Origin of the sequence: Saccharothrix sp. HUAS TT1 (genome assembly GCF_040744945.1) — a bacterium.
In the GTDB taxonomy this organism is placed as follows: Bacteria; Actinomycetota; Actinomycetes; order Mycobacteriales; family Pseudonocardiaceae; genus Actinosynnema.
Window position 1 is genome coordinate 3,931,839 of record NZ_CP160453.1, and the last position, 23,272, is coordinate 3,955,110.

Consider the following 23,272-nt stretch of genomic DNA (forward strand, 5'->3'; position numbering starts at 1 on the left):
TGTCAGGTAACTCTCTTCCGCGGATGGTGGTGACGTATGTCCGGAAGACCCGGTCTGGTCGGTGTGCTCGACGTCGGCTGCTTCAGCGCCCACCTCGTCGTCGTGGCGGGCTCTCCCCTGCACCCGGTGGTCTCGCACAAGACCCGCCTCCGCCTGGACCGGGCGCTCGACCGGCACAACCGGCTGCGCCCCGAAGGCGTCGACCAGGTGGTGACCGCCGTCCGCACCGCGCACCGCGCCGCCGAGAAGGCGGGGGTCGCCGGGATCGTCCCGTTCGCCACCTCCGTCATCCGCGACGCGCCCAACGCCGACCAGGTGATCGCCGAGGTCGCCCGCCGCACCGGCACGCGGCTGCGCGTGCTGCCCGGCAAGGAGGAGGCCCGGCTCGCCTACCGGGCCGCGCGCCAGTGGTTCGGCTGGCACGCCGGCCCGCTGCTGGTGCTCGACGTCGGCGGCGGGACGGTGGAGCTGGCGGCGGGCGAGGACGCCGAGCCGTCGCTGACGCGCTCGCTGCCGTTCGGCGCCCGCACGACGACCCGGCGGCTGGCGGTGGCCGGGACCGTCGCCCGCGACCACCGCGGCCTGGCCCGCGAGCAGGTCCTGGTGCACGACCGGGTGATCGCCGCGCTGGAGGGGACGTCCACCGCCGGCCACCGGGCCGTCGGCTGCTCGAAGGTGTTCCAGCAGCTGGCGCGGCTGGCCGGCGCGCGTCCGCAGCACGAAGGGCCGTTCGTGCCGCGCGTGCTGCGGTTGGAGGACCTGCGCGGCTGGATACCCCGGCTGGCCCGGATGCCCGCGCCCAAGCGCGCCCGGCTGCCCGGCATCTCCCGGCACCGCGCGGAGCAGTCGTTGGCGGGAGCCCTGGTCGCGGAGGCGTTGATGGTGGCCACCGGGCAGGACGAGGTGGAGATATGCCCCTGGTCCACCAGGGAGGGGCTGCTGCTCTCCCTGCTGGGGGCGGGCGATGACGACGACGAGCACTGCCGGGTGGCGTGAAGGGATCGGGATGCTGGCGCTGTCGGTCGAGGCCCACCGGACCGGGTGCGCGGTGGTCGTGGCGACCGGGGAGTTGGACCTGGCGGGCGCGCGCCGGGTGCTGGACCGGATGGACCGCCTGATCACCGAGGGGCGTGACCGGGTCGTGCTCGACATGGCGGGGGTCGCGTTCTGCGGCGCCCAGGCGATGAGCGCGCTGGTCCGCACCAGGGCGCGGGCCCAGCGGTCGGGCGGCTGGCTGCGGCTGGCCGCCGTGCCGCCGCACGTGCGGCGGGTGTTCGAGCGCACGGACCTGGACCGGCTGTTCCCGCGCTACCCGGACGTGGCCTCGGCGGCGACCGGCCGCGCGGTCCCGGCCGGTGAACCGCGCGCGGTGCCGGGCGCTGGGCCGCGGGCGGCGGCGGGTGGGCCGCGGGCGGTGCCGGCGGCGGAACCGGGAGCCGGTCCCGACGGCGGGACGGGGGCCCCGGCGCGCCGGACGGTCTCCCGCAACGAGCGGCGTGCGCTTCCAGGTGGTGTGCCGGCCCCGGACGGTCGATCCGTTTCGAGCGGTGACCGCGGGGTAGCCGAGCGCGAACCACCGTCACAGGCGAGGTGATCCGATGAGCGCCACCACGGGGGTGCCGCACCCGGTCCGCGGCGCGGCCATGGCGGTCGCGGTCGTGTTCCTGCTGGTCGGCGTGCTCGGCTTCGTCCCGGGTGTCACCGCCCACCTCGGCGACATCACGTTCGCCGGCCCGGACTCCGGCGCGCACCTGCTCGGCGTGTTCCACGTGTCCGTGCTGCACAACCTGGTGCACCTGCTGTTCGGCGCGGTCGGCCTGGCGATGGCGCGCGCGGCGTCGAGCGCGCGGGCGTTCCTGGTCGGCGGCGGCGCGGTGTACCTCGTGCTGTGGCTCTACGGCCTGCTCGTGGACGAGGCGAGCGCGGCGAACTTCGTGCCGCTCAACGCCGCCGACGACTGGCTGCACCTGGGCTTGGGCCTCGGCATGGTCGCCCTGGGCCTGGCGCTGAAGGGCAACCCGAATGCGCGCAGTGCCTGACGTGGTGGAGTCCGCGTTCCGGCTGCTGGCGAGCGCGCGCGACGCCAGGGCGTTCCACCCGCGCGGCCGGTGGTTCGAGGGCACGCTGACCACGACGTTCGACGGCGCGCTGCCGCTGCCGACCGGCGCGACGGAGGTGGTCGGCCGGCTGTCCAAGGGCGCGGGCACGCCCGGCGGCGCGCCCGACGTGCTCGGGCTGGCGTTCCGGCTGCCCGGCCCGTGGGACGTGCTGCTGTCCACGTCGTTCGCCCGCGTGCTGCCCCGGCCCGCGCGGACCTGGACCAGCGCCCGCTACGGCTCCATCACCCCGTTCCGCTGGCGCGACCGCCTGGCGTGGCTGTCCGCCGTGCCCGACGCCGACCACCGCGTCCGCTCGGCGGCGCTGGACGACCTGCCGCCCGAGCTGGGGTTCACGCTGGAGGTCGGCGGGACCTGGCGGCCGGTCGGCAGGCTCGTGGTCCGGCCGCTCTCCGCCGACCGGGACCTGCCCGCGCTCGACCCCCTCCGGCACCGGCCCGCGGGCCTCGACCTCGCGCCCGCCGTGCTCGCGAGGGCGCGGGAGCGGGCGTACCGGGGGAGCCGTCGCGGACGATCGCCCGATCCGGTGACTGCTCCGGACGCATGAGCGTCCACTGCTCCGGGTAGCCGAACGCCACGGCGTTCCCGTCGAGACCCGACGGGTCGCCACGGCTTTGTTCGCGTAGACCTACGTACCGCTACCCGGATTGTTAGACACCCCTGGTCACCAGAAGGTGGGTCCACGTGGCCGCCGGTCTCGACCGACACCCGTGCTGGGCGGCCTAGTGGAACGGAGAACGACCGATGCGACACCATCGCTCGACCCGGCGGAGGGTCGTCACCGCCTGCCTGGCGACGGCGGCCCTGCTGCTGACCGGGGCCGGCTACGGCTACGGGGCCGGGCGACAACCCGAGGGCGAGATCATCGGCGTGGGTCAGCCCGGTGCGGTCGACGGGAGCTACATCGTCGCGCTGCGGGAGTCCGCGGTCACCATGGAGCAGGCGCCCGACCTGGCCGTCTCGTTGATCGGCCGGTACGGCGGCGAGGTGCGGCAGACCTACCGCGCCGTGCTGCGCGGCTTCTCGGCCGCGATGACCGAGGCGCAGGCGCGCCGGCTCGCCGCCGACCCGGTGGTCGAGTACGTCGAGCAGGACGGCGTCGCGCACGCCACCGAGACCCAGGAGAACCCGACCTGGGGCCTGGACCGGGTGGACCAGAAGGCCCTGCCGCTGGACTCCAAGTACACCTACACCGCGACCGGCGCCGACGTCACGGCGTACGTGATCGACACCGGCGTGCAGAAGGCGCACCCGGACTTCGGCGGCCGGGCCGTCGACGGCCACGACTTCATCGACGACGACGCCGAGGCGCAGGACTGCCACGGCCACGGCACGCACGTCGCGGGCACCATCGGCTCCACCACCTACGGCGTGGCGAAGGCCGTGAAGCTGGTCGGCGTCCGGGTGCTCAACTGCCAGGGTTCCGGGCAGTGGTCGCAGATCATCGCCGGGCTGGACTGGGTGGCGCAGCAGCAGGCCAAGCCCGCGGTCGCCAACATGAGCCTGGGCGGCTCCGGCAACACCTCCATCGACGAGGCGGTCCAGAAGATCGTCGCGGCGGGCGTCACCGTCGCGGTGGCCTCCGGCAACGACGGCCGCGACGCCTGCAACACGTCGCCGGCGCGCGTCCCCGAGGCGATCACGGCCAACGCGTCGGACAAGGCCGACAACCGCGCCACGTTCTCCAACTTCGGCCGCTGCACCGACCTCTTCGCGCCCGGCGCGAACATCACCTCCACCTGGAACAACGGCGCCGAGCGCACGATCAGCGGCACGTCGATGGCGGCGCCGCACGTGGCGGGCGCGGCGGCGCTGCACCTGAGCGCCGCGAAGGCCGCCGCCCCGGCCGACGTGGCCAAGGCGCTGATCGACAACGCCACGCCCGACGTGATCCAGAACCCCGGCGCGAGCACGCCGAACAAGCTGCTGTTCACCGGCTTCATCGGCGGCGGCGAGCCCGGCCCGACCTGCCCGGGCGGCTCGTCCACCGAGGACGTGGCGATCCCGGACGCCGGCGAAGCGGTCACGTCCGGCATCGAGGTGTCCGGTTGCGACGGGGCGGGCACGGCGACGACGTCGGTCAAGGTCGACATCGTGCACCCGTACACCGCCGACCTCGCGGTGGACCTGATCGGCCCGAGCGGCAAGGCGATCCCGCTGCGGCCCTCGGGCGGCGAGAGCTCGCCGGACGGCATCCACGAGACGTTCAAGGTCGACACGTCGGCGGAGACCAAGAACGGCACGTGGAAGTTGCAGGTCAAGGACGTCTACACCTACGACACCGGCACCATCGACGCCTGGTCCATCGCGTTCTGATTCCCTGCTCAGGTTCCCTGCACCCGAACGACACCCGCGGCGCGCGGCGACCCCACGCGCCGCGGGTGCTTCCACCCTGCGCTCGTGGAGGAAGTCCGACGGCTCACCGGCCGACGGCCGCCGCGACGCGACCCCCCTCCGACGCAGTGACCAACTGTCCGCGAGGGTGCGGGTGGGTGGGGGCCGGACCCGGTCCCCACCCACCCGTTTCGTCGTCGGGGCAGGGCTTCGGGCCAGGCGTCAGGCCGGGGTCAGGCCAGCGGGCGGCGTCCGGCGAAGCCCACGTCGGCGCGGTGGTACCAGTGCAGGCCCTCGTCGCCTTCGAGCCAGCACAGCAGCACCGGCACGCCGGCCAGCTCGGCCGGGAAGTCGACCAGCAGCGGCGCGAAGCCCTTCAGCTCCGCGCCCGTCGCCTGCACCGTCGTCATCAGGTCGTCCAGCCTGGCCTGCGCGGCCTTCAGCTCGGGCAGGCCGCCGAGGTCGGTCGGCGCCCCGTCGCCGTTCAGCGACGCGGCCAGCTCGGCGGCGTCGGCGCGGACCTCGACGATCTCGGTCAGCACCGGCAGCAGGCCGGCCAGCTCCGCGCGCGCCTCGGGCACTGTGAACAAGGCCATCCCCCGGTCCGCTCGGGCCTGCCGTACGCGGCACAGGTTACCCGCGGCGGGGGTCGCCGGTGTCGGTCCGGCGACCCCCGCCCGGTCTCAGCGCAGCGGCGGTGAGGCGAGCTTCGCCAGCTCCAGCGCCTGCTCCGGCCACCAGCGGCCGGCCGCCGGCCCGCCCTGGCACTCGCCGTCCGACTCACCGGGCCGCTTGACCCACAGGAACGCGTCCACCAGCGGGATGCCGGTGTTCGCCGTCGGGCGTTCGCCCAGGCCGCGGCCGGGCGGGTTGCACCAGTCGGTCTCGCCCTCGCCGGGCGTGTAGTGGCCCCGGCCGTTGCGGCTGGTGTCCAGCACGAAGTGCGTCATCTTCGACTTGCGCACCGGCATCGCGTCCAGCTCCGCCTCGGCGGGGCAGTCGGCGGCGCCTTCCTCGGTGCGCAGGTAGAGGCACTTGGAGATGCGCGTGCCGTACTGGACCAGGTCCTCGGTGAAGCGGTAGTTCGACGTGTTCAGCGCGAACCCGTCGGCCCGCTCGACACCGCCCCGCAGCAGCCGGTTGACGATGCCCAGCTGCTGCCGCGGCTCGCCGTAGCCCGCGTCGTAGTCGTTGAGCGCCTGCCACGCCGAGTGCCCGGCGTCGAGGTAGACCCTGGTGTGCTTGCCGCGCTTGAGCGCGTCCACCGCGTGGTTGATCTCGCGGAACCGCTGCGGCACCAGCTCCTCGTCCGGGCCGATCGTGCACCACGGCTCGCTGGTCAGCAGGGCCAGGCCGTCCGGCTCGACCACGACGACCGCCTTCTCGTCACCGATGCCGGCGGCGAAGGCGTCGATCCACTCCTTGTACTCCTGCTCGCTGCGCGCGCCGCCCGCCGACCACTGCGAGCAGTCCCGGTACGGCACGAAGTACGCCACGAGCACGGGCACCTGGCCCTTGGCGCGCGCGTTGCGCACGACGTCGCGCACGTCCCGCCGGACCTGCTCGGCGCCCGCGGTGGTGAACCAGATCGCGGTCGGCTGCGCGGCCACGGCGGCCATCAGGTCGGCGTCCGCGGTGCGGCCCTCCGCCCGCCACTGCGCGGCCTGGCGCTTGGCGTTGGACTCCGGTTCGACGTAGAACTTGGTGCCCTTGGGCAGGTGCGGCGGTCCTGAAGCTGTCACCTGTCCGACCTCCGCTCCGGCTCCGCCCGCGCCGACCAGCGCGCACACCACGGCCGCGGCCAGGGTCAACCCGATCCGCCGTCGTCTCGCTGCGTTCTCCACTCGCCTGCTCCTCACATCGCTTCCTGGGAGCGCTCCCAACGAGCCGCCAGCATGCTTCCTCATGAGCTGGATCACAACCCCGACTTGATAGGCAAGTATTCACTTGCCTATCATGGGGTCCGTGGCTGACGATGTCTTCAAGGCGCTGGCCGACCCGACCCGCCGGCGCATCCTCGACGAGTTGGCGGAGCGGGGCGGCCAGTCCTTGTTCGAGATCTGCGCGCGGCTGTCGGCCAAGCACGGCCTGGGGCTCACCCGCCAGGCGGTCAGCCAGCACCTGGCCGTGCTGGAGGCCGCGGACCTGGTCCGCACCCGGCGCGAGGGCCGCTACAAGTTCCACGACCTGAACACCGAACCGCTTGAGCGCATCGCGACTCGATGGCTCAAACCGAACGCACCGGAGCGCACCTCATGAGGATCCACCTGTCCAGCGTCTTCGTCGACGACCAGGAGAAGGCCCTCCGCTTCTACACCGACGTGCTGGGCTTCGTGAAGAAGAACGACGTCCCGCTCGGCGTCCACCGGTGGCTGACCGTGGTCTCACCGGACAACCCCGACGGCGCCGAGCTGGTGCTGGAGCCGGACGAGCACCCGGCCGCCAAGCCCTTCAAGACGGCCCTGGTCGAGGACGGCATCCCGGTCACCTCCTTCGCCGTCGACGACGTGCCCGCCGAGTTCGACCGGCTGCGCGGCCTCGGGGTGCGGTTCACCCAGGAGCCGGCCGAGATGGGTCCCGTCGTCACCGCGGTGCTGGACGACACGTGCGGCAACCTGATCCAGATCGCCCAGTACAAGTGATCGCCGGTCACCGGACCGTCCGGCCGGGACCGTCCCAGTAGGACGGTTCCGGTAGGGCGGTCGGGTCAGCTCGCCTTCGCGTGCCGGACGGGGTCGGTGGGGACGGCTTCGGTGCGCTGGGTCGGGATCTCGTCGAGCGGGGCGTGCAGCAGGGGAGTGGCCTCGGCCAGCAGGCGGCGGGCGTCGCGCAGGCCGGCGGCGATGTGGTCGCGGCGGGCGCGCAGTTCGTCCACCCGCTGCCCGGCCTCGGCGAGGATGCGGCGCGCGTGGTCCTCGGCGTCGCGGACCAGTTGTTCGGCCCGCGCCTGAGCGGCGGCCCGCTGTTCGGCGACGGTGGCGGCGGCTTCGGCGCGGCGGGCGCTCATGGCCAGCTCGAAGTCGACCCGGACCTCCTCGCGGGCCGCCGCCGCCAGGTCGTCCAGCTCGCGCCGCCGCCGCTCGGCCTCGCCGGTCGCCAGCCGGATCCGCTCGGCGGCCTCCTCCATCAGGGCCCGGTGCTCGGCCTCGGCCCGCCGGCGCTGGGCGTCCAGCTCGGCGACCAGGCGTTCCGACCGGTCGCGCACCCTGGCCGCGGCCCGCTCGGCGGTGCTCCAGTGACCCTCGGCGACGGCCCGCGCCCGGGTGACGACCTCCGCCGCCTCCTCGTGCGCCAGCTCGGCCATCCGCCGCAGCCGCTCGGTCAGGGCGGCCGGGCTGATCGGCGTCCGGGAGATCCGGTCGACGTGCTCGCGCAGCGCGCGGATCTCCGCCCGCGCGGTCTCCAGCTGGCGGGCCAGGTCGTCGGCCCTGGCCTCGGCCGCGTCCCGGTCGGCCGCGAGCACCTTCAGCTCCGCTTCCGCGGCCTCCACGTGGCGCCGCACCTGGCGGCGGTCGTAGCCGCGCCACACCACGTCGAAGTCCGCCCGCAACGGGACCAGGTCCCCGTCCACCGCCATCAGCGCCACACCTTCCTCACCGTGATCGCCCGCGTCCCGCCGCGAGCCGCCCATGATCTTGTTAGCACTCCCGGGCGTGGAGGCCAATCGGCCGGCCCGGGTCGATCGGCGAGCGGGGTTTGGTAACCCGATGGGGTGTGAACCCACTCGTGACCGACCGCCCGCTGCGACGCTTGGCAGCAGCGGGCGTCCTGTTGTCCGCAGCCGCTGTGGAGGATCACCGATGAGCGTGGAAAAGCCGTGGAACGACGTGCCCGACCAACTGCGCGCGGTCGACCAGGACAACGACTCCGGGACCGTGGACGAGGAGGCGTCGGTCGGCAGGCCGCAGACCCCGGCGGAGCCGCCGGAGGTGCCCGAGGCCGACCCGGCCGACGTCGCCGACCAGCACCGGGACGTGCCGCTGCCCGACGACGGGCCCGTGCCGGACGGGGGCTGGTAGCCCCTCAGGGCGCCTGACCGGCGATCGCGTCGACCAGCTGCGGGCCGTCCAGCAGCACGCGGTCGTTGTGGTCGGCGCCCGTCACCTCGACCGCCCGGGCGCCGGCCGCCGTCGCGACCGCGCGGCTCTGCTCGGGCGGCACGACCGCGTCCGCCGTGCCGAGGACGACGGTGACCGGCGCGTCGACCCGCGCCACGTGCTCGGCGGTGCGGAACGCGTCCCGCAGCAGCCACCGGACCGGCAGGAACGGGTAGTGCCGCGCGCCGACCGCCGCCAGGTCGGTGAACGGCGAGCGCAGCACCAGCGCGGCGGGCGGGTGCTCGGTGGCGAGTTCGGCGACCACCGCCGACCCCAGGCTCTCGCCGAAGTACAGCAGCCGCTCCGGCGGCACGCCCGCCTCGCGCACCAGGAAGTCGCGGGCGGCGCGCGCGTCCAGCGCCAACCCGGCCTCGGTCGGGTCGCCGGGGTTGCCGCCGTAGCCGCGGTAGTCCAGGAGCAGCACGGACAGGCCGCGGGCGGTGAGGGCGCGGGCGAGCGGGACGCGCAGGCCCCGGTTCCCGGCGTTGCCCGGCGCGACGAGCACGGTGGCGCGGGCCGCGTCGACCGGGAAGTGCCACGCGGTCAGCCGCAGGTCGTCGGCGGTGCGGAGGGTGACGTCACGCCCGCCGGGCAGCACCTCGGCCGCGTCCGGCAGCGGTCCGCCGGACGGCAGGTAGACGAGCTCGCGCTGGAACGCGAACACACCGCCGAACACCACGGTCACGATGATGGCGACGACCGCGAGCACGGACAACAACCGCTTGCGCACCTCACCATCATGCGGGGCGACGAGTGGCGGCTCGACGCGGTCGGCCGCGCTCAGCGGGAGGCGGCCTCGCCGACGAGCGTGCCCAGCCGGTGGTGGGCGAGGCGGTGCAGCATCTCGGCCATGGCCTCGGGGGTGATCTGGCCCTGAAGGTCGCGGCGGGCGTCCAGCACGGTGCTCGCCACCACGCCGCGCGACAGCCTGCCGGCGAACTCGGCGGACAGCTTGCGCACGGCTTCCCGGTAGTGCCGGTCGGTCTGGTACTGGTCGTGGTCCACGGCTGCCCCCGCCTTCGTCCCGGATGAACCCATGGTGCGCCGAACCGCCTGGTGGGGACCTGACAACTGGCTTACAACCCCGCCGCCGTGGTGGTCGGCGTCGAGCCGGTGGTGGTGGGCGGCGCGGTGGTCGTGGAGGTGGTCGGGTCCGGCCGCTGGGTGAGCGTCGGCGTCGGCACGGGGTTCGCGGTGGAGGTGACCAGCGGTTCCGGTTCGTCCTGGGTGGTGACGCCGCACGACGTGACCAGGGCCGCCACGGCCAGCAAGAGCGCTGCGAGCCTCATCTCCCACCTTCCGGCAGTTCCACCACGAACCGGGCGCCGCCGCCCGGCCGGTCCTCCACCCGCACCGTGCCACCGTGCCGGTGCACGTGCTGCGCGACCAGCGCCAGGCCCAGGCCGCTGCCGGTGTCCGCGCCGCGGCTGCCCGCCCGCGCGCCCCGGTCGAACCGGTCGAAGATGCGGTCCCGCAGTTCCGGCGGCACGCCCGGCCCGGCGTCGTCCACCTCGATCCGGGCCCGCCCCGACCGGGAGAACACGCCGATCCGCACCACGCCGCCCGCGTGCCGCTCGGCGTTGTCGAGCAGGTTGTCGACGGCCCGGTCCAGCCGGCGGCGGTCGCCGAGCACCTGCGGCGGCGGTGAGCCGGTGTCCACCGGCACCGGGCCGCCCGGTCGGGCCGCGACGACGTTGCCGACCAGGGTGACCAGGTCGATGGTCTCCAGCGTGGGGTCCTCGTCCTGCTGGTCGGCCCGGGAGATCTCCAGCAGGTCCACCACCAGCCGGGCGAACCGGTCCACCTCCGACGTCAGCAGGTCCAGCGCCTTGCCCGCGGTGCCGGGCACCTCGACCCGGCGGCGGCGCAGCACCTCGGCGGCGTTGACCATGGTCGTCAACGGCGACCGCAGCTCGTGGCTCACGTCGCCCGCGAACCGCGCGTCGCGCCGCACCCGCTGCTCCAGCGCCTCGGCGGTCGCGTTGAACGTCCCGGCCAGCGACGTCAGGTCGGGGTCGGTCTGGGTCGGCAGCCGGGACCGCAGGTCGCCGCCCGCGATCCGGGAGGCGGCCCTGGTCAGCTCGGTCAGCGGGCGCAGCGCCCGCCTGCTCGCCCACGAGCCCAGCGCCACCCCCAGCAGGCCGCTGGCCACGGTGACGGCCACCAGCAGGGCGCTGAGGAACCGGAACGTCCGGTCCAGCTGCACCAGCGGCGCCAGCTCGACGTAGGCGGCGTCGGTCGACTCGATCGGCAGCGACACGGCCAGCACCGGGACGCCGTCCGCGACGATCCGCTGCGCGGCGGGCGTGCCCGCGCGGGCCAGGTCGACCAGCCGCCGGGGCAGGCCGCGCGCGTCCACCTGCCGCCCGCTGGTCAGCACCTGGCCGTCGTGGAACAGCAGGATGGTGGAGTCCGGGCCGGTGGTCAGCCCGGTGAGCAGCCCGGTCAGCCCGCCGGAGCCGGTGCGCAGCGCCTCGTCGACCAGCCGCACGTTGACCTCGGCCTGCCGGACCGCGCTCTGCTCGCGCTGGCGCAGCATGTAGCCGGAGGTGAGGTTCCACACCGCCACCGCCACCGCGCTGGTCAGCAGCACCGAGCCGAGCCCGAGGGCGAGCGCGACCCGCCAGCGCAGGGAGAACCGCCGGCGCAGCGGGAACGGCCGGCGCGGGGGGAACCGCGGCATCAGGCGTCCACCCGGTAGCCCGCGCCGCGCACCGTCACGACCAGCGTCGGCTCGTCCGGGTTCGCCTCGACCTTGCGGCGCAGCCGGCGGATGTGCACGTCGAGCAGCCGGGTGTCGCCGAAGTAGTCGTAGCCCCAGACGCGCTGCAGGAGCTGTTCGCGGGTCACGATCCGGCCGCCCGCCGACGCCAGCTCCACCAGCAGCCGGAACTCCGTCCGCGTCACGTGCACCTCGTGCCCGGAGCGCTGCACGGTGCCGACGTCCGGCCGGATCTCCAGGTCGCCGACGCGGATCACCTCGTCCTGCCGGCCGCCGCCGCGCCGCCGCAGCAGCGCCCGGATGCGGGCCGCCAGCACGCTCGCCACCAGTGGTTTCGTCACGTAGTCGTCCGCGCCCGCCTCCAGCCCGGCGATCACGTCGGCGGCGTCGGCGCGCGCGGTCACGATGATGATCGGCAGGTCGCCGCGGGACCGCAGCAGCCGGCACACCTCCAGGCCGTCCACCCCGGGCAGCATCAGGTCCAGCAGCACGACGTCGAACGCGGCGCCCTCCAGCAGGTCGAGCGCTTCCTCGCCGGACACCGCGTCGCTGACCGCGAAGCCCTCGTCGGCGAGGGCGAGCCCCAGCGCCTGGCGGATGTGCTCGTCGTCCTCGACCAGCAGTACGGACAACTCCATGGCACTGGATCCTCGTGCTAGGGGCCACCATAGTGCCGCACGACCACTCTCCGTGCACTGATCGCAAGCTGATCGCAAGGTTGCGCACGGGCGTTTCCGGCTGCGGCGGTCCGGGTCCGCACGACAATCCGGGTGCACGACCCAGCGTCGGCCGCGAGGCGGTCGGAGCCCGCCCCGCACCCGACTCGGAAGTGGATACCGGTACTGTGACCGCCATCCCCGGTGACCACGACACGTCCCAGCTCGTCCTGATCTGCGACCACTGCGGACGTGCCCACCACCGGCCCGGCGAGGCCGCCGCCACCTGGAAGCCGCTCTGGGCGCAGGCCGTCACGGAGGGTTGGCACGGCCTCGACCGCCCGGTCGGCCCGCACTTCTGCTTCCGCTGCACCGGCTGATCCCGCCGGACCGCGCACCCGACGCCGTCCTCTTGGGACGACCCGCCGGTGCTCCGCGCGCCCGCCTCCCGATACAGTACGGGGGTAGGGTGAGCGTGGTCACCGCTCCGGGTTCCCGGGTTGACCGCGATACCCCCCAGGGGTATGAATGTCCCAGGCGCGCCGCCGAACCCGACGGGTGGCCGAGGGGAGTGGGGCATGCGGGGTCGCAGCTCGGACAAGGACGCCGTCCTCAAGCGCTTGCGCCGGGTGGAGGGCCAGGTCCGGGGCCTGCAGCGGATGGTGGAGGGCGACGAGTACTGCATCGACGTCCTGACCCAGGTCGCGGCGGCCACCAAGGCCCTGCAGGCCGTCTCCCTGAACCTGCTCGACGAGCACCTGAAGCACTGCGTCGCCGACGCGCTGGCACAGGGCGGCGACGGCGCCGACGCCAAGGTCCGCGAGGCGAGCGAGGCGATCGCCCGCCTGGTGCGGTCCTGAACCGAAACGACAACGAGGAGCACGACATGGCCGAGTCCACTTTCACCGTCACCGGCATGACCTGCGGTCACTGCGTGGCGTCCGTGACCGAGGAGGTCGCCAGGATCGACGGCGTGACCGCCGTGGACGTCGACCTGCCGACCGGCGCGGTCAAGGTGACCAGCGAGGCCCCGGTCGCGGAGGCGGACGTGCGCACCGCCGTCGAAGAGGCGGGTTACGCGCTCGCCGGCTGAGGACCGGCCACCGGTGGTACCCCGGTGGGGACCACCACAGGCACGAACGGCACGACGGCCGATCCGGAGCCCGCCGGGAGGCGGGCTCCACCAGTCTCGAGGACTGAGAGATGAACACAGCAGCGAAGCTCTCCGCCTACGGTGCGGTGCTCGCCCTGGTCGCCGGTGGCGCCTGGGCGGCCGGCAGCGCTGTCGGTCCCTTCGCCGTCGAAGCCGCCCCGCGCGGCCACGACGGGACGTCCGGCGCTGAGGGCGCCGGGCACGGGGACGACCACGGCGGCACCGTCGCGGAGGCCGCGGACCAGCCCGCCGGGCTGGCGTCGTCCAGGGGCGGCTACACCCTCACGCCCACCGACACGACGCTGACCACGGGATCCGACTCCTTCTCGTTCCGCGTGCTGGGGCCCGACGGCGCGGCGGTCACCGCCTTCGACGTCGAGCACGACAAGCGGATGCACCTCATCGTGGTCCGGCGCGACACGTCCGGCTTCCGGCACGTCCACCCCGAGATGGCGGCCGACGGCACGTGGACCGCGCCGCTGGACGTCGCCGGTGCGGGCTCCTACCGGGTGTTCGCCGACTTCAAGCCGACCGGCGGCGAGGCGACCACGCTCGGCGTCGACGTCTCCGCGCCCGGCGTCTACGAGCCGCGCGCCTACCCGCCGTCCCGGGTGTCCGAGGTCGACGGCTACCGGGTGCGCCTGGACGGCGTCCTGGTGGCGGGCAGGGCGTCACCCGTGCAGCTGACCGTCAGCCGGGACGGCGCGCCGGTCACCGACCTCCAGCCCCACCTGGCGGCGTACGGCCACCTGGTGGCGTTGCGCGAGGGCGACCTCGCCTACCTGCACGTGCACCCCGAGGGCGCGCCCGGTGACGGCCGGACGGCCGCGGGGCCGCGGGTCGCGTTCGTGGCGGAGGTGCCGTCGGCCGGTCGCTACCGGCTGTTCCTGGACTTCCGGCACGACGGGGTGGTCCGCACCGCGGAGTTCACCGTCACCGCGGCGGCGGCGGACGGGCACGAGGAGGACGGGCACAGCCATGGCTGACACCGACGTCGAACTGGCCATCACCGGCATGACCTGCGCGTCGTGCGCGGCGCGGATCGAGCGCAAGCTGAACAAGCTGGACGGCGTGACCGCGACGGTGAACTACGCCACCGAGAAGGCCCGCGTCACGTTCCCCGCCGACGTCGACCCGCGGCTGCTGGTCGAGACGGTCGAGGCGGCGGGCTACCAGGCGACGCTGCCGGTCGTCGAGACCGGGACCGGGCAGGCCGTCGAAGAAGAGGACGACCCGACCGGGGCGTTGCGGCAGCGGCTCGTCGTCTCGACGGCGCTGGCGGCGCCGGTGGTGCTGCTGGCGATGGTCCCGGCCCTGCAGTTCACCCACTGGCAGTGGATCTCGCTGACGCTGGCCGCGCCGGTGCTGGTGTGGGGCGCGTGGCCGTTCCACCGGGCCGCGTGGACGAACCTGCGGCACGGCGCGGCCACCATGGACACGCTGGTCTCGATGGGCACCGTCGCGGCGTTCGCCTGGTCGTTGTACGCGCTGCTGTTCGGCACGGCGGGCACGCCCGGCATGACGCACCCGTTCGAGCTGACCATCTCCCGCACCGACGGCGCGGGCGCGATCTACCTGGAGGTCGCGGCCGGGGTGACGGTGTTCATCCTGGCGGGTCGTTATTTCGAGGCGCGGTCCAAGCGGCGGGCGGGCGCGGCGCTGCGGGCGTTGCTGGAGCTGGGCGCGAAGGACGTCGCCGTGCTGCGGGACGGGCGCGAGGTGCGCGTCCCGGTCGGCGAGCTGGCCGTCGGCGACCGGTTCGTGGTGCGGCCCGGCGAGAAGATCGCCACCGACGGCGTCGTGGTCGAGGGCAGCTCGGCGGTCGACGCGAGCATGCTGACCGGCGAGTCCGTGCCGGTCGAGGTCGGGCCCGGCGCCGCGGTGGTCGGCGGGACGGTCAACGCGGGCGGCCGGCTGGTCGTGCGGGCCACCCGGATCGGGTCGGACACGCAGTTGGCGCAGATGGCGAAGCTGGTCGAGGACGCGCAGACCGGCAAGGCCGAGGCGCAGCGGCTGGCGGACCGGATCTCGGCGGTGTTCGTGCCGGTGGTGATCGCGATCGCGGTGGGGACGCTGGCGTTCTGGCTGGGCGCGGGTGGCGGCTCGGCGGCGGCGTTCACGGCGGCGGTCGCGGTGCTGATCATCGCGTGCCCGTGCGCGTTGGGCCTGGCCACGCCGACGGCGCTGCTGGTCGGCACCGGGCGTGGCGCGCAGCTCGGCATCCTGATCAAGGGACCGGAGGTGCTGGAGTCGACCCGCCGGGTGGACACGGTGGTGCTGGACAAGACCGGCACCATCACCACGGGGCGGATGAGCCTGGTGGCCGTGCACGCGGCGGAGGGCGTTCGGGAGGACGAAGCGCTGCGGCTGGCCGGTGCGCTGGAGCACGCGTCCGAGCACCCCGTCGCGAGGGCCGTCGCGGTGGGCGCGGCGGAGCGGGTCGGCGACCTGCCCGAGGTGGAGGACTTCCGCAGCTTCGAAGGTCTCGGCGTGCAGGGCGTGGTCGACGGGCACGCGGTGGTCGTCGGGCGCGAGCGGCTGCTGGCCGAGTGGGGCGTGCGCCTGGACGGTCCGCTGGCCGAGGCGAAGCGGGCCGCCGAGCGGGGTGGCCGCACGGCCGTGCTGGTCGCGTGGGACGGCGCGGCGCGTGCCGTGCTGGTGGTGTCGGACACCGTGAAGCCGACGTCCGCGCAGGCCGTGCGGCAGTTGCGGGGGCTCGGGTTGACGCCGGTGCTGCTGACCGGTGACAACGAGGCGGCGGCGCGGGCGGTGGCGGCCGAGGTCGGCATCGAGCGGGTCGTCGCCGAGGTGCTGCCGGAGGGCAAGGTCGACGTCGTCGCCCGGTTGCAGGGCGAGGGCAGGGTCGTGGCGATGGTCGGTGACGGGGTGAACGACGCGGCGGCGTTGGCCAAGGCCGACCTGGGGCTGGCGATGGGCACCGGCACGGACGCGGCGATCGAGGCCAGTGACCTCACGCTGGTGCGCGGCGACCTGCGTTCGGCGGTGGACGCGATCCGGTTGTCGCGGCGGACGTTGGGGACGATCAAGGGCAACCTGTTCTGGGCGTTCGCGTACAACGTCGCGGCGCTGCCGCTGGCGGCGGCGGGGTTGCTGAACCCGATGATCGCGGGTGCGGCGATGGCGTTCTCGTCGGTGTTCGTGGTGTCGAACAGCCTGCGGTTGCGCGGGTTCCGCGGCACGGCCGACGGCGAGGGCCGGCCGACGCGCCCGGCCGGGTCCACTCGGGACAAGGTGCCCGCCGGGGTGTCCTGAGCGTTGAACTCAGGGGTCCTGGACGTAGGACTCTCGCGCCGTGGACGTAGGACTCTCGCGTGCTGGACGTAGGACACGCGCGAGAGTCCTGCGTTCGGGGGTGGTGAGTCGCGCGGTCAGGTGGATTCGCGGATGACCAGGCGGCAGGGGTGGCGGACGACGCCGGTCGGGCGTCGGCCGTCCAGGGCGGTGAAGAGGTGGCGCGCGGCGGCGGTGCCGAGGCGTTCCAGGTCCAGGTCCACCGTGGTCAGCGGCGGGCGGCAGTCGGCGGCGAACTCCTCCCAGTTGTCGTAGCCGACGATCGCCACGTCGTGCGGGACGCGCTTGCCCAGGTCGGTGAGCGCGTCCGCGACACCGGTCGCGATCTGGTCGTTGCCGCAGAACACCGCGTCCACCGCCGGGTCGGTGGCCAGCAGCGACCCGGCCGCGTGCCTGCCCCAGCGCTGCGACCACTCGCCGTACAGCGGCGCGCCGCCCGCCAGCGGCAGGCCGTGCTCGGCCAGCACCCGGCGCAGCGCGGTGACCCGGTCGCGCGCGGCGCGGTAGGTCTGCGGGCCGGTGATGTGGCCGATGCGCCCGCGCCGCAACGACACCAGGTGCTCGACGGCGAGCCGGGCGCCGCCCTCGTCGTCGGCGATCACCGACAGGTCCCGCGGGTCGCTGGACTCGCAGTAGACGTACACCACCGGCACCGGGATGTCCTCGGTCAGCGACGGCCGGATGTCGTTGTCGTCGCCCAGCACGATGAACCCGTCGACCTGCCGGGCCAGCAGCGTGCTGATGTAGTGCCGACGCCGGATCGCGTCGCCGCGCGCGTCGCACAGCAGCACCGACATCTGCTCGTTCGCCAGCGCGTTCTCCACGCCCAGCAGGATCGGGATGGCGAACCGGCCGCCCAGCTCGTCGGTGAGCAGCCCGATCGTGCGGGTCCGCCCCGAGATCAGGCCCCTGGCCAACGCGTTCGGCTGGAACGACAGCTCGGCGGCGGCCCGCAGCACGCGGTCGCGGGTGGCGGGCGCGACCTCGTCCCTGGCGTTGATGGCCTTGGACGCGGTGGAGATCGAGACGCCGGCCAGCCGCGCCACGTCGCTGAGGGTCACCGCGTCGGACCGCCGTCTACCCATCGAAAGCCTTTCGAAAGAGTTTGTCGAACGCCGAACTGGTTGTAGGTGCACTTCACCACCGTGACTGGTCATGGTGGGGCACGTTTCCGGGTGGCCACAAGGACCATTGCCGAAAAGGTTTTCGGCTGCCAGAGTCAGGACGGGGGGCACGCGGACCGCGGGAGGTTGGGATGACAGTGACGTCACCGGACACCACTGCCGTCGGGGGACGCCCGGTCGTGCCGTCGCGCGGCCCGCTGCGACCGCTCGGCCAGGACGAGGTCCGCGTCACCGGCGGTTTCTGGCGGGTCCGCCAGGACGTCAACGCCGCCGCGAGCCTGCCGCACGCCCGGTCGTGGATGGACCGGCTCGGCTGGACCGGCAACTTCACCGCGCCGGACGCCGCCGCCGCGCACCGCCGCGGCCGGGAGTTCACCGACTCCGAGGTCTACAAGCTGCTGGAGGCGATGTCCTGGGAGGTCGGCCGGGGCGTCACCGAGCGGGGGCCGCTGGAGGCCCGGATCGCCGAGCTGACCGACGCCATCGCGTCGGCCCAGGCGCCGGACGGCTACCTGCACACCGCCTTCGGCCGGCCCGGCCAGCCGGCCAGGTACAGCGACCTGCTGTGGGGCCACGAGCTGTACTGCACCGGCCACCTGCTCCAGTCGGCCGTGGCCCGCGCCCGGACGGGCGGCGGTGACGCGGACCCGCTGCTCGCGGTGGCCCGGCGCGCCGCCGACCACGTGTGCGAGGTGTTCGGCCCGGACGGCCTGCCGGCGATCTGCGGCCACCCGGAGGTCGAACCGGCCCTGGTGGAGCTGTTCCGGGTCACCGGCGAGCAGCGCTACCTGGACCAGGCCGCGCTGTTCGTCGACCGGCGCGGCCACCGGACGCTGCCGCGCAACCACCTCGGCTGGTCCTACGCGGGCGACGACCAGCCGGTGCGGGAGGCGACCGTGCTGCGCGGCCACGCGGTGCGCGCGCTCTACCTGGCGGCGGGCGCGGTGGACGTCGCGGTGGAGACCGGCGACGACGAGCTGCTGCAGGCCGTCGCGGCCCAGTTCGACCGGGCGCTGGCGCGGCGCACCTACCTGACCGGCGGCATGGGCTCGCGGCACCAGGACGAGGCGTTCGGCGACGACTTCGTGCTGCCGTCCGACCGCGCGTACTCCGAGACGTGCGCCGGGGTGGCGGCGATCATGCTCGCCTGGCGGTTGCTGCTGGCCACCGGCGACGGGCGCTACGACGAGGTGATCGAGCGCGTCCTGTACAACGTCGTCGCCACCGCGATCGGCGACGACGGCCGGTCGTTCTTCTACGCGCACACCCTGCACCAGCGCACGCCCACCGCCGCGGCGCCCTCGGACGAGGAGCAGCTGGGGTTCGGCGGCGGGCCGCGGGCGCCGTGGTTCGAGGTGTCCTGCTGCCTGGGGAACACGGCCCGCCTGCTGGCCGCGCTGTCCTGCTACCTGGTCACCGCCGACGACACCGGCCTGCGGCTGCACCAGTACGTCGACTCGGAGATCGCCACCCGGCTGGCCGACGGCCGCGAGGTGGGCCTGCGGGTGCGCTCCGGCCTGCCGGACGGCGGTTCGGTGGCGGTGCGGGTGACCAGGACCGACGACCAGCCGTGGTCGATCACCCTGCGGGTGCCGCAGTGGGCGGTGGGCGCGGAGCTGGTCACCACGCACGGCCGCCGCCGGGTGCCGGTGGGCGACATCGTGGTGTACCGGACGTTCGCGGTCGGCGAGGAGATCCGGTTGGAGCTGCCGGTGCGGCCCCGCTTCACCACCCCCGACCCGCGGATCGACGCGACGCGCGGCTGCGTGGCCGTCGAACGCGGTCCGCTGGTGTACTGCGCCGAGTCGGTCGGCGCGGACGCGGTCGACCTCGACACCCTGCGCGTGGACGACTCGGCGCCGCCGGTCGACGCGGCGGCGGGCGTCGAGGTCCGCGCCCGGTTCGACGCGCCGGGCGCGGACGCGTGGCCCTACGCCCCGGCCGATCCGACCCCGTCCGGCCCGCGGCCACCCGCCACCACCGCGACCGCCCCGCTGCGCCTGGTGCCCTACCACCGCTGGGCCCGCGGCGGCCCGTCGACCATGAGGGTCTGGCTGCCGACCACCTGACCCGCTCGAACCCCGACCGCGCCCGAAGGAGGACCGGTGACGACCGACGAGTCCACCGCCGCTCCCGACGCGCGCGGAGCGGGGATGGCGTCCACGGCAGTGCCCTGCCCCACGTTCTCCGCCGCCACGCAACGCAGCTACGTCCGCGGGTTCGCGTCAGGGGCCGCCAAGGGCTGACCCGTGCACGCGTGGACCGGCCGAACCGACGCTGCTTCGGCAACCGGAAGGAAGATCGTCGTGTCACGACCATGGATGAGAACGCTGCTCGGCGCGGTGACCCTGGCCCTGGCCCTGAGCGGCGCGGGCGTCGCGCAGGCGGAGGACGCGCGTGACGTCGCGGTCGCCGCGAACCCGGCGACCTGGAGCCCGCCGTCGAACCTGGTCACCCCGCTGAACCAGGTCTGGTCGCACCAGGAGAGCACGTACGGCAACCTGTACGGGTTCCGCAACTACGGCTGGGACCAGGTCTTCGCCAACGGCGGCTACCTGAACTTCTGCGTGCGGTGGGACTCGTCGGCCCCGGTGAGCGCGGCGCTGCGGGACCGCATCCACGCCAAGCTCGCCGAGCAGTACAAGAAGTGGACCGACCTGGTGGTGGGCCACAACAACTGGCCGTACGCGCAGGTGCCGGTCAAGGTCGTCGGCTGGGCGGTGCGCGACCGCAACACGCTGCAGTGGAGCGACAACTCGGTCGACATCTACGTCGACAACATCCGCGAGAACGCGCCGCAGTGCGCCGAGCCGTGCGGCCGGTTCTTCGTCCGCGACGGCCAGTACCGCAACTGCCCCGGCGGGGTGGCCCGGCACTACGACCAGTCGCTGTGGCTGACCGCGGGCATGGGCGGCGGCGCGGGCGGCGACTGGGGCCAGCGGATCGGCAGCGAGTACTTCGTCAACAACCTCAACTCGCCCAACGTGCACATCCTGCTGCACGAGATCGGCCACACCTTCGGGCTGGACGACTTCTACGACTGGACGCCGTCCGGCGTGGGCGGCTTCCTGATGAAGGCGGGCAGCGCGTCCACGATCACCGAGTTCGACGCCTGGATGTTCCGCGACTGGTGGCGTCACCTGAAGAGCCGCTACGGCCGCTGAGCGAAGCGCCGACGCCCCCGGTCCCCGCACCCGGGGGCGTCGGCCCCCTGTCACGGAAGGTGACGCGCATGTCCCTGCCAACCCCCTCCCGCCGTGCCGTGCTGCGCGCGGGCGCGGTGGTCGCCTCGGCCACCGCCCTGCCCGCCCTGTCCACGACGACCACCGCGAACGCCGCCACCGACACCGCCGCTGTCGCCGCCGCCAGGCCGGACACCGGTGTGTCGGCGCACCCGTTCCCGCTCGGCGCGGTGACGCTGCTGGCCGGTCCGTTCCAGTCCAACACCGCCCGCACGCACGCCTACCTGAAGTTCCTCGACCCGGAACGCCTGCTGCACACGTTCCGGCTCAACGTCGGCCTGCCGTCCTCGGCCACCCCGTGCGGCGGGTGGGAGTCGCCGACCACCGAGCTGCGCGGCCACTCCACCGGCCACGTGCTGACCGCGCTCGCCCAGGCGTTCGCGAGCACCGGCGACACCGCGTTCCGCGCCAAGGGCGACCACCTGGTCGCCCAGCTGGCGATCTGCCAGGACCGGGCGCAGGCCGCCGGGTACAACACCGGCTACCTGTCGGCGTTCCCGGAGAGCTTCATCGACCGCGTCGAAGCGCGCCAGCAGGTCTGGGCGCCCTACTACACCCTGCACAAGGTCTTCGCCGGGCTGCTGGACATGCACCTGCTGGCGGGCAACGCGCAGGCGTTGACCGTGCTGACCCGGATGGCCGCCTGGGTGGGCCGGCGCAACGGCCGGCTGACGCTCGCCCAGCGGCAGAACATGCTCAAGACCGAGTTCGGCGGCATGAACGAGGTGCTGGCCAACCTGTACCAGCTCACCGGCGACCCGGCGCACCTGATGGCCGCGCAGCACTTCGACCACGCCGAGGTCTTCGACCCCCTGGCCGCCAACACCGACGCGCTCAACGGCTACCACGCCAACACCCAGATCCCGAAGGCGCTCGGCGCGATCCGCGAGTACCACGCCACCGGCCTGACCCGGTACCGCGACATCGCGACCAACTTCTGGAACATCGTGGTCGGCGCGCACACCTACGCCATCGGCGGCAACTCCAACGGCGAGTACTTCAAGCCGCCCGGCCGGATCGCGTCGGAGCTGTCGGACCACACGTGCGAGTGCTGCAACACCTACAACATGCTGAAGCTGACCCGCCAGCTGTTCCGCACCGACCCGCGGGCGCACTACTTCGACTTCCACGAGAAGGCCCTGTACAACCACCTGCTCGGCGCGCAGAACCCGGCGTCCGCGCACGGCCACCACAGCTACTACGTGCCGCTGCGACCCGGCGGCCGGCGCACCTACAGCAACGACTACCAGGACTTCACCTGCTGCCACGGCACCGGGATGGAGACCAACACCAAGCACGGCGACAGCATCTACTTCCACTCCGGCGAGACGCTGTACGTCAACCTGTTCATCGCCTCCGCGCTCACCTGGCCGGGCCGGGGGATCTCGGTGCGGCAGGACACCGGCTTCCCGGAGTCGGCCGCCACCAGGCTCACCGTGACCGGCTCCGGCCACGTCGACCTGCGGGTGCGCGTCCCGTCCTGGGCGGCGGGCGCGCAGCTCCGGCTGAACGGCGCGGTGCAGGACGTGCCGACCGTGCCGGGCACCTACGCCCGCCTGGACCGCACGTGGAGCAGCGGCGACGTGGTCGACCTCGCCCTGCCGATGGCGCTGACCCGCGAGCCGGCGCCGGACAACCCGGCGGTGCAGGCCGTCAAGCACGGGCCGATCGTGCTCGCGGGCGGTTACGGCACGACCGACCTGACGTCGATGCCGACGCTCCAGCCGGGGACGCTGCGCGCGACGTCCACCCCGCTGCGGTACACGGCGACGGCGAGCACGGGCCAGGTGGCGCTGCAGCCGTTCTACCAGACGCACGGGCAGCGCTACACGGTCTACTGGAACGTCGCCGACACGCCCGCGCCGCCGCCGTTCATCGCGTACTACCCGTTCGACGAGGCGGCGGGCTCGGTGGCGGCGGACGCCACCGGCAACGGCCGCACCGCCACCCTCGCCGGCACCGCGCGGTGGACCACGGGCCGCTCGGGCTCGGCGGTCGACCTGGGCGGCGCGGGCGAGCACGTGCTGCTGCCCTCGGGCCTGCTGGCGGGCGCGACGGCGTTCAGCGTGGCCACCTGGGTGTGGCTGGGCGCGGTGACCACGTGGGCGCGCGTGTTCGACTTCGGCTCCGGGCCGAGCGCGTGCCTGTTCCTCACCCCGCGCAGCTCGGCGGGCGGGGCGCGGTTCGCCATCACCACCGGCGGCTCGGGCGCCGAGCAGCGCGTCGACGCCCCGTCGCCGCTGCCCGCGGGCGTGTGGACGCACGTCGCCGTGACCCAGACCGGCAACCTCGGCGTGCTCTACGTCAACGGCGTCGAGGCGGCCCGGAACACGGCGCTGACCGTGCGGCCGTCCGCGCTGGGCAGCACCACGCAGAACTGGATCGGGCGCTCCCAGTACTCGGGCGACCCGTACCTGGACGGCGCCGTGGACTCGTTCCGGGTCTACGGCCGCGCCCTCACCGCCGCCGAGGTGGCCGACCTGCACTCCACCGGCCGCTGACCGACATCCCCCAC

At 74.1% G+C, this 23,272-nt stretch carries 25 protein-coding genes; 16 read left to right on the top strand and 9 right to left on the bottom strand.

The window, feature by feature from the left end; all coding sequences use genetic code 11:
- The first annotated feature begins 36 nt into the window (after window positions 1-36).
- The 5 genes from AB0F89_RS19325 (at window position 37) to AB0F89_RS19345 (ending at window position 4,433) form a co-directional block, all read left to right on the top strand.
- On the top strand, window positions 37-996 hold the full coding sequence (locus tag AB0F89_RS19325; protein WP_367138090.1) for a Ppx/GppA phosphatase family protein: 960 nt from the start codon (window positions 37-39) through the stop codon (window positions 994-996).
- A gap of 10 nt (window positions 997-1,006) precedes the next feature.
- Entirely contained in the window at window positions 1,007-1,594 is a 588-nt protein-coding gene (locus tag AB0F89_RS19330; protein ID WP_367138092.1) for an STAS domain-containing protein, read from the top strand.
- Between the two features lie 4 nt (window positions 1,595-1,598).
- The gene (locus tag AB0F89_RS19335; RefSeq protein WP_367138094.1) at window positions 1,599-2,039 is read left to right on the top strand and encodes a DUF4383 domain-containing protein; all 441 of its coding nucleotides are present in this window, start codon (window positions 1,599-1,601) and stop codon (window positions 2,037-2,039) included.
- Complete coding sequence (locus tag AB0F89_RS19340) at window positions 2,023-2,664, top strand: hypothetical protein (RefSeq protein ID WP_367138096.1); 642 nt, start codon at window positions 2,023-2,025, stop codon at window positions 2,662-2,664. The genes AB0F89_RS19335 and AB0F89_RS19340 overlap by 17 nt, the downstream gene beginning before the upstream one ends.
- 197 nt (window positions 2,665-2,861) lie before the next feature.
- The gene (locus AB0F89_RS19345) at window positions 2,862-4,433 is read left to right on the top strand and encodes a S8 family serine peptidase (RefSeq protein ID WP_367138098.1); all 1,572 of its coding nucleotides are present in this window, start codon (window positions 2,862-2,864) and stop codon (window positions 4,431-4,433) included.
- A gap of 251 nt (window positions 4,434-4,684) precedes the next feature.
- Here the strand turns inward: AB0F89_RS19345 and AB0F89_RS19350 are convergent, their stop codons facing one another.
- Both AB0F89_RS19350 and AB0F89_RS19355 read right to left on the bottom strand, forming a co-directional pair.
- Window positions 4,685-5,047 (bottom strand): DUF2203 domain-containing protein, encoded by a 363-nt coding sequence (locus AB0F89_RS19350; protein WP_367138100.1) that lies wholly within the window; start codon window positions 5,045-5,047, stop codon window positions 4,685-4,687.
- Between the two features lie 87 nt (window positions 5,048-5,134).
- Window positions 5,135-6,295, bottom strand: a complete 1,161-nt coding sequence (locus AB0F89_RS19355; RefSeq protein WP_367138102.1) for a glycoside hydrolase family 6 protein — start codon at window positions 6,293-6,295, stop codon at window positions 5,135-5,137.
- 112 nt (window positions 6,296-6,407) lie between these two features.
- On the opposite strand from AB0F89_RS19355, the gene AB0F89_RS19360 reads away from it, so the two are divergent.
- Complete coding sequence (locus AB0F89_RS19360; RefSeq protein ID WP_367138104.1) at window positions 6,408-6,710, top strand: ArsR/SmtB family transcription factor; 303 nt, start codon at window positions 6,408-6,410, stop codon at window positions 6,708-6,710.
- Window positions 6,707-7,093 (top strand): VOC family protein, encoded by a 387-nt coding sequence (locus tag AB0F89_RS19365; RefSeq protein WP_367138105.1) that lies wholly within the window; start codon window positions 6,707-6,709, stop codon window positions 7,091-7,093. The genes AB0F89_RS19360 and AB0F89_RS19365 overlap by 4 nt, the downstream gene beginning before the upstream one ends.
- Window positions 7,094-7,158: 65 nt before the next feature.
- On the opposite strand, the gene AB0F89_RS19370 is transcribed toward AB0F89_RS19365, so the two are convergent.
- The gene (locus AB0F89_RS19370; RefSeq protein ID WP_367138107.1) at window positions 7,159-8,028 is read right to left on the bottom strand and encodes a cellulose-binding protein; all 870 of its coding nucleotides are present in this window, start codon (window positions 8,026-8,028) and stop codon (window positions 7,159-7,161) included.
- 223 nt (window positions 8,029-8,251) lie between these two features.
- On the opposite strand from AB0F89_RS19370, the gene AB0F89_RS19375 reads away from it, so the two are divergent.
- The gene (locus AB0F89_RS19375; protein ID WP_367138109.1) at window positions 8,252-8,470 is read left to right on the top strand and encodes a hypothetical protein; all 219 of its coding nucleotides are present in this window, start codon (window positions 8,252-8,254) and stop codon (window positions 8,468-8,470) included.
- A 4-nt stretch (window positions 8,471-8,474) separates the two neighbouring features.
- Here the strand turns inward: AB0F89_RS19375 and AB0F89_RS19380 are convergent, their stop codons facing one another.
- The 5 genes from AB0F89_RS19380 to AB0F89_RS19400 form a co-directional block, all read right to left on the bottom strand.
- Window positions 8,475-9,278 (bottom strand): alpha/beta hydrolase, encoded by an 804-nt coding sequence (locus AB0F89_RS19380; RefSeq protein WP_367138111.1) that lies wholly within the window; start codon window positions 9,276-9,278, stop codon window positions 8,475-8,477.
- A gap of 50 nt (window positions 9,279-9,328) precedes the next feature.
- The gene (locus AB0F89_RS19385) at window positions 9,329-9,553 is read right to left on the bottom strand and encodes a hypothetical protein (RefSeq protein ID WP_367138113.1); all 225 of its coding nucleotides are present in this window, start codon (window positions 9,551-9,553) and stop codon (window positions 9,329-9,331) included.
- A gap of 71 nt (window positions 9,554-9,624) precedes the next feature.
- Complete coding sequence (locus AB0F89_RS19390; RefSeq protein ID WP_367138115.1) at window positions 9,625-9,837, bottom strand: hypothetical protein; 213 nt, start codon at window positions 9,835-9,837, stop codon at window positions 9,625-9,627.
- Window positions 9,834-11,231 carry an ATP-binding protein gene (locus AB0F89_RS19395; protein WP_367138117.1) on the bottom strand — a complete coding sequence of 466 codons (1,398 nt, stop codon included), beginning with the start codon at window positions 11,229-11,231 and terminating at the stop codon, window positions 9,834-9,836. The genes AB0F89_RS19390 and AB0F89_RS19395 overlap by 4 nt, the downstream gene beginning before the upstream one ends.
- Complete coding sequence (locus tag AB0F89_RS19400; RefSeq protein ID WP_367138119.1) at window positions 11,231-11,908, bottom strand: response regulator; 678 nt, start codon at window positions 11,906-11,908, stop codon at window positions 11,231-11,233. The genes AB0F89_RS19395 and AB0F89_RS19400 overlap by 1 nt, the downstream gene beginning before the upstream one ends.
- 206 nt (window positions 11,909-12,114) lie before the next feature.
- Between AB0F89_RS19400 and AB0F89_RS19405 the strand changes: the two genes are divergently transcribed.
- From AB0F89_RS19405 to AB0F89_RS19425, 5 genes are all read left to right on the top strand, one after another.
- Window positions 12,115-12,306 carry a hypothetical protein gene (locus AB0F89_RS19405; protein ID WP_367138121.1) on the top strand — a complete coding sequence of 64 codons (192 nt, stop codon included), beginning with the start codon at window positions 12,115-12,117 and terminating at the stop codon, window positions 12,304-12,306.
- 198 nt (window positions 12,307-12,504) lie between these two features.
- On the top strand, window positions 12,505-12,786 hold the full coding sequence (locus tag AB0F89_RS19410) for a metal-sensitive transcriptional regulator (RefSeq protein WP_367138123.1): 282 nt from the start codon (window positions 12,505-12,507) through the stop codon (window positions 12,784-12,786).
- A gap of 26 nt (window positions 12,787-12,812) precedes the next feature.
- Window positions 12,813-13,019, top strand: coding sequence for a heavy-metal-associated domain-containing protein (locus AB0F89_RS19415; RefSeq protein ID WP_367138125.1), 207 nt, complete (start codon window positions 12,813-12,815; stop codon window positions 13,017-13,019).
- A 110-nt stretch (window positions 13,020-13,129) separates the two neighbouring features.
- Window positions 13,130-14,065 carry a hypothetical protein gene (locus AB0F89_RS19420; protein ID WP_367138127.1) on the top strand — a complete coding sequence of 312 codons (936 nt, stop codon included), beginning with the start codon at window positions 13,130-13,132 and terminating at the stop codon, window positions 14,063-14,065.
- Window positions 14,058-16,352, top strand: coding sequence for a heavy metal translocating P-type ATPase (locus AB0F89_RS19425; RefSeq protein ID WP_367138129.1), 2,295 nt, complete (start codon window positions 14,058-14,060; stop codon window positions 16,350-16,352). The genes AB0F89_RS19420 and AB0F89_RS19425 overlap by 8 nt, the downstream gene beginning before the upstream one ends.
- A 116-nt stretch (window positions 16,353-16,468) precedes the next feature.
- Here AB0F89_RS19425 and AB0F89_RS19430 read toward each other — a convergent pair whose 3' ends face one another.
- Window positions 16,469-17,476: a LacI family DNA-binding transcriptional regulator gene (locus tag AB0F89_RS19430; RefSeq protein WP_367138131.1), complete on the bottom strand. Its 1,008-nt coding sequence runs from the start codon at window positions 17,474-17,476 to the stop codon at window positions 16,469-16,471.
- A 170-nt stretch (window positions 17,477-17,646) separates the two neighbouring features.
- On the opposite strand from AB0F89_RS19430, the gene AB0F89_RS19435 reads away from it, so the two are divergent.
- The 3 genes from AB0F89_RS19435 (at window position 17,647) to AB0F89_RS19445 (ending at window position 23,258) form a co-directional block, all read left to right on the top strand.
- On the top strand, window positions 17,647-19,584 hold the full coding sequence (locus AB0F89_RS19435; RefSeq protein WP_367138133.1) for a glycoside hydrolase family 127 protein: 1,938 nt from the start codon (window positions 17,647-17,649) through the stop codon (window positions 19,582-19,584).
- Window positions 19,585-19,836: 252 nt separating this feature from the next.
- The gene (locus tag AB0F89_RS19440) at window positions 19,837-20,679 is read left to right on the top strand and encodes a hypothetical protein (RefSeq protein ID WP_367138135.1); all 843 of its coding nucleotides are present in this window, start codon (window positions 19,837-19,839) and stop codon (window positions 20,677-20,679) included.
- Window positions 20,680-20,747: 68 nt separating this feature from the next.
- On the top strand, window positions 20,748-23,258 hold the full coding sequence (locus tag AB0F89_RS19445; protein ID WP_367138137.1) for a beta-L-arabinofuranosidase domain-containing protein: 2,511 nt from the start codon (window positions 20,748-20,750) through the stop codon (window positions 23,256-23,258).
- Window positions 23,259-23,272: the final 14 nt, after the last annotated feature.

Excerpts from the sequence above, each read along its gene's own strand:
- AB0F89_RS19395 (WP_367138117.1), bottom strand. The coding sequence starts at position 11,231 with ATGCCGCGGTTCCCCCCGCGCCGGCCGTTCCCGCTGCGCCGGCGGTTC.
- AB0F89_RS19445 (WP_367138137.1), top strand. The coding sequence starts at position 20,748 with ATGTCCCTGCCAACCCCCTCCCGCCGTGCCGTGCTGCGCGCGGGCGCG.
- AB0F89_RS19375 (WP_367138109.1), top strand. The coding sequence starts at position 8,252 with ATGAGCGTGGAAAAGCCGTGGAACGACGTGCCCGACCAACTGCGCGCG.
- AB0F89_RS19345 (WP_367138098.1), top strand. The coding sequence starts at position 2,862 with ATGCGACACCATCGCTCGACCCGGCGGAGGGTCGTCACCGCCTGCCTG.
- AB0F89_RS19350 (WP_367138100.1), bottom strand. The coding sequence starts at position 5,047 with ATGGCCTTGTTCACAGTGCCCGAGGCGCGCGCGGAGCTGGCCGGCCTG.
- AB0F89_RS19335 (WP_367138094.1), top strand. The coding sequence starts at position 1,599 with ATGAGCGCCACCACGGGGGTGCCGCACCCGGTCCGCGGCGCGGCCATG.
- AB0F89_RS19420 (WP_367138127.1), top strand. The coding sequence starts at position 13,130 with ATGAACACAGCAGCGAAGCTCTCCGCCTACGGTGCGGTGCTCGCCCTG.
- AB0F89_RS19370 (WP_367138107.1), bottom strand. The coding sequence starts at position 8,028 with ATGGCGGTGGACGGGGACCTGGTCCCGTTGCGGGCGGACTTCGACGTG.
- AB0F89_RS19410 (WP_367138123.1), top strand. The coding sequence starts at position 12,505 with ATGCGGGGTCGCAGCTCGGACAAGGACGCCGTCCTCAAGCGCTTGCGC.
- AB0F89_RS19390 (WP_367138115.1), bottom strand. The coding sequence starts at position 9,837 with ATGAGGCTCGCAGCGCTCTTGCTGGCCGTGGCGGCCCTGGTCACGTCG.
- AB0F89_RS19425 (WP_367138129.1), top strand. The coding sequence starts at position 14,058 with ATGGCTGACACCGACGTCGAACTGGCCATCACCGGCATGACCTGCGCG.
- AB0F89_RS19330 (WP_367138092.1), top strand. The coding sequence starts at position 1,007 with ATGCTGGCGCTGTCGGTCGAGGCCCACCGGACCGGGTGCGCGGTGGTC.
- AB0F89_RS19365 (WP_367138105.1), top strand. The coding sequence starts at position 6,707 with ATGAGGATCCACCTGTCCAGCGTCTTCGTCGACGACCAGGAGAAGGCC.
- AB0F89_RS19440 (WP_367138135.1), top strand. The coding sequence starts at position 19,837 with ATGAGAACGCTGCTCGGCGCGGTGACCCTGGCCCTGGCCCTGAGCGGC.
- AB0F89_RS19340 (WP_367138096.1), top strand. The coding sequence starts at position 2,023 with ATGCGCGCAGTGCCTGACGTGGTGGAGTCCGCGTTCCGGCTGCTGGCG.
- AB0F89_RS19430 (WP_367138131.1), bottom strand. The coding sequence starts at position 17,476 with ATGGGTAGACGGCGGTCCGACGCGGTGACCCTCAGCGACGTGGCGCGG.
- AB0F89_RS19325 (WP_367138090.1), top strand. The coding sequence starts at position 37 with ATGTCCGGAAGACCCGGTCTGGTCGGTGTGCTCGACGTCGGCTGCTTC.
- AB0F89_RS19435 (WP_367138133.1), top strand. The coding sequence starts at position 17,647 with ATGACAGTGACGTCACCGGACACCACTGCCGTCGGGGGACGCCCGGTC.
- AB0F89_RS19360 (WP_367138104.1), top strand. The coding sequence starts at position 6,408 with ATGGGGTCCGTGGCTGACGATGTCTTCAAGGCGCTGGCCGACCCGACC.
- AB0F89_RS19400 (WP_367138119.1), bottom strand. The coding sequence starts at position 11,908 with ATGGAGTTGTCCGTACTGCTGGTCGAGGACGACGAGCACATCCGCCAG.
- AB0F89_RS19415 (WP_367138125.1), top strand. The coding sequence starts at position 12,813 with ATGGCCGAGTCCACTTTCACCGTCACCGGCATGACCTGCGGTCACTGC.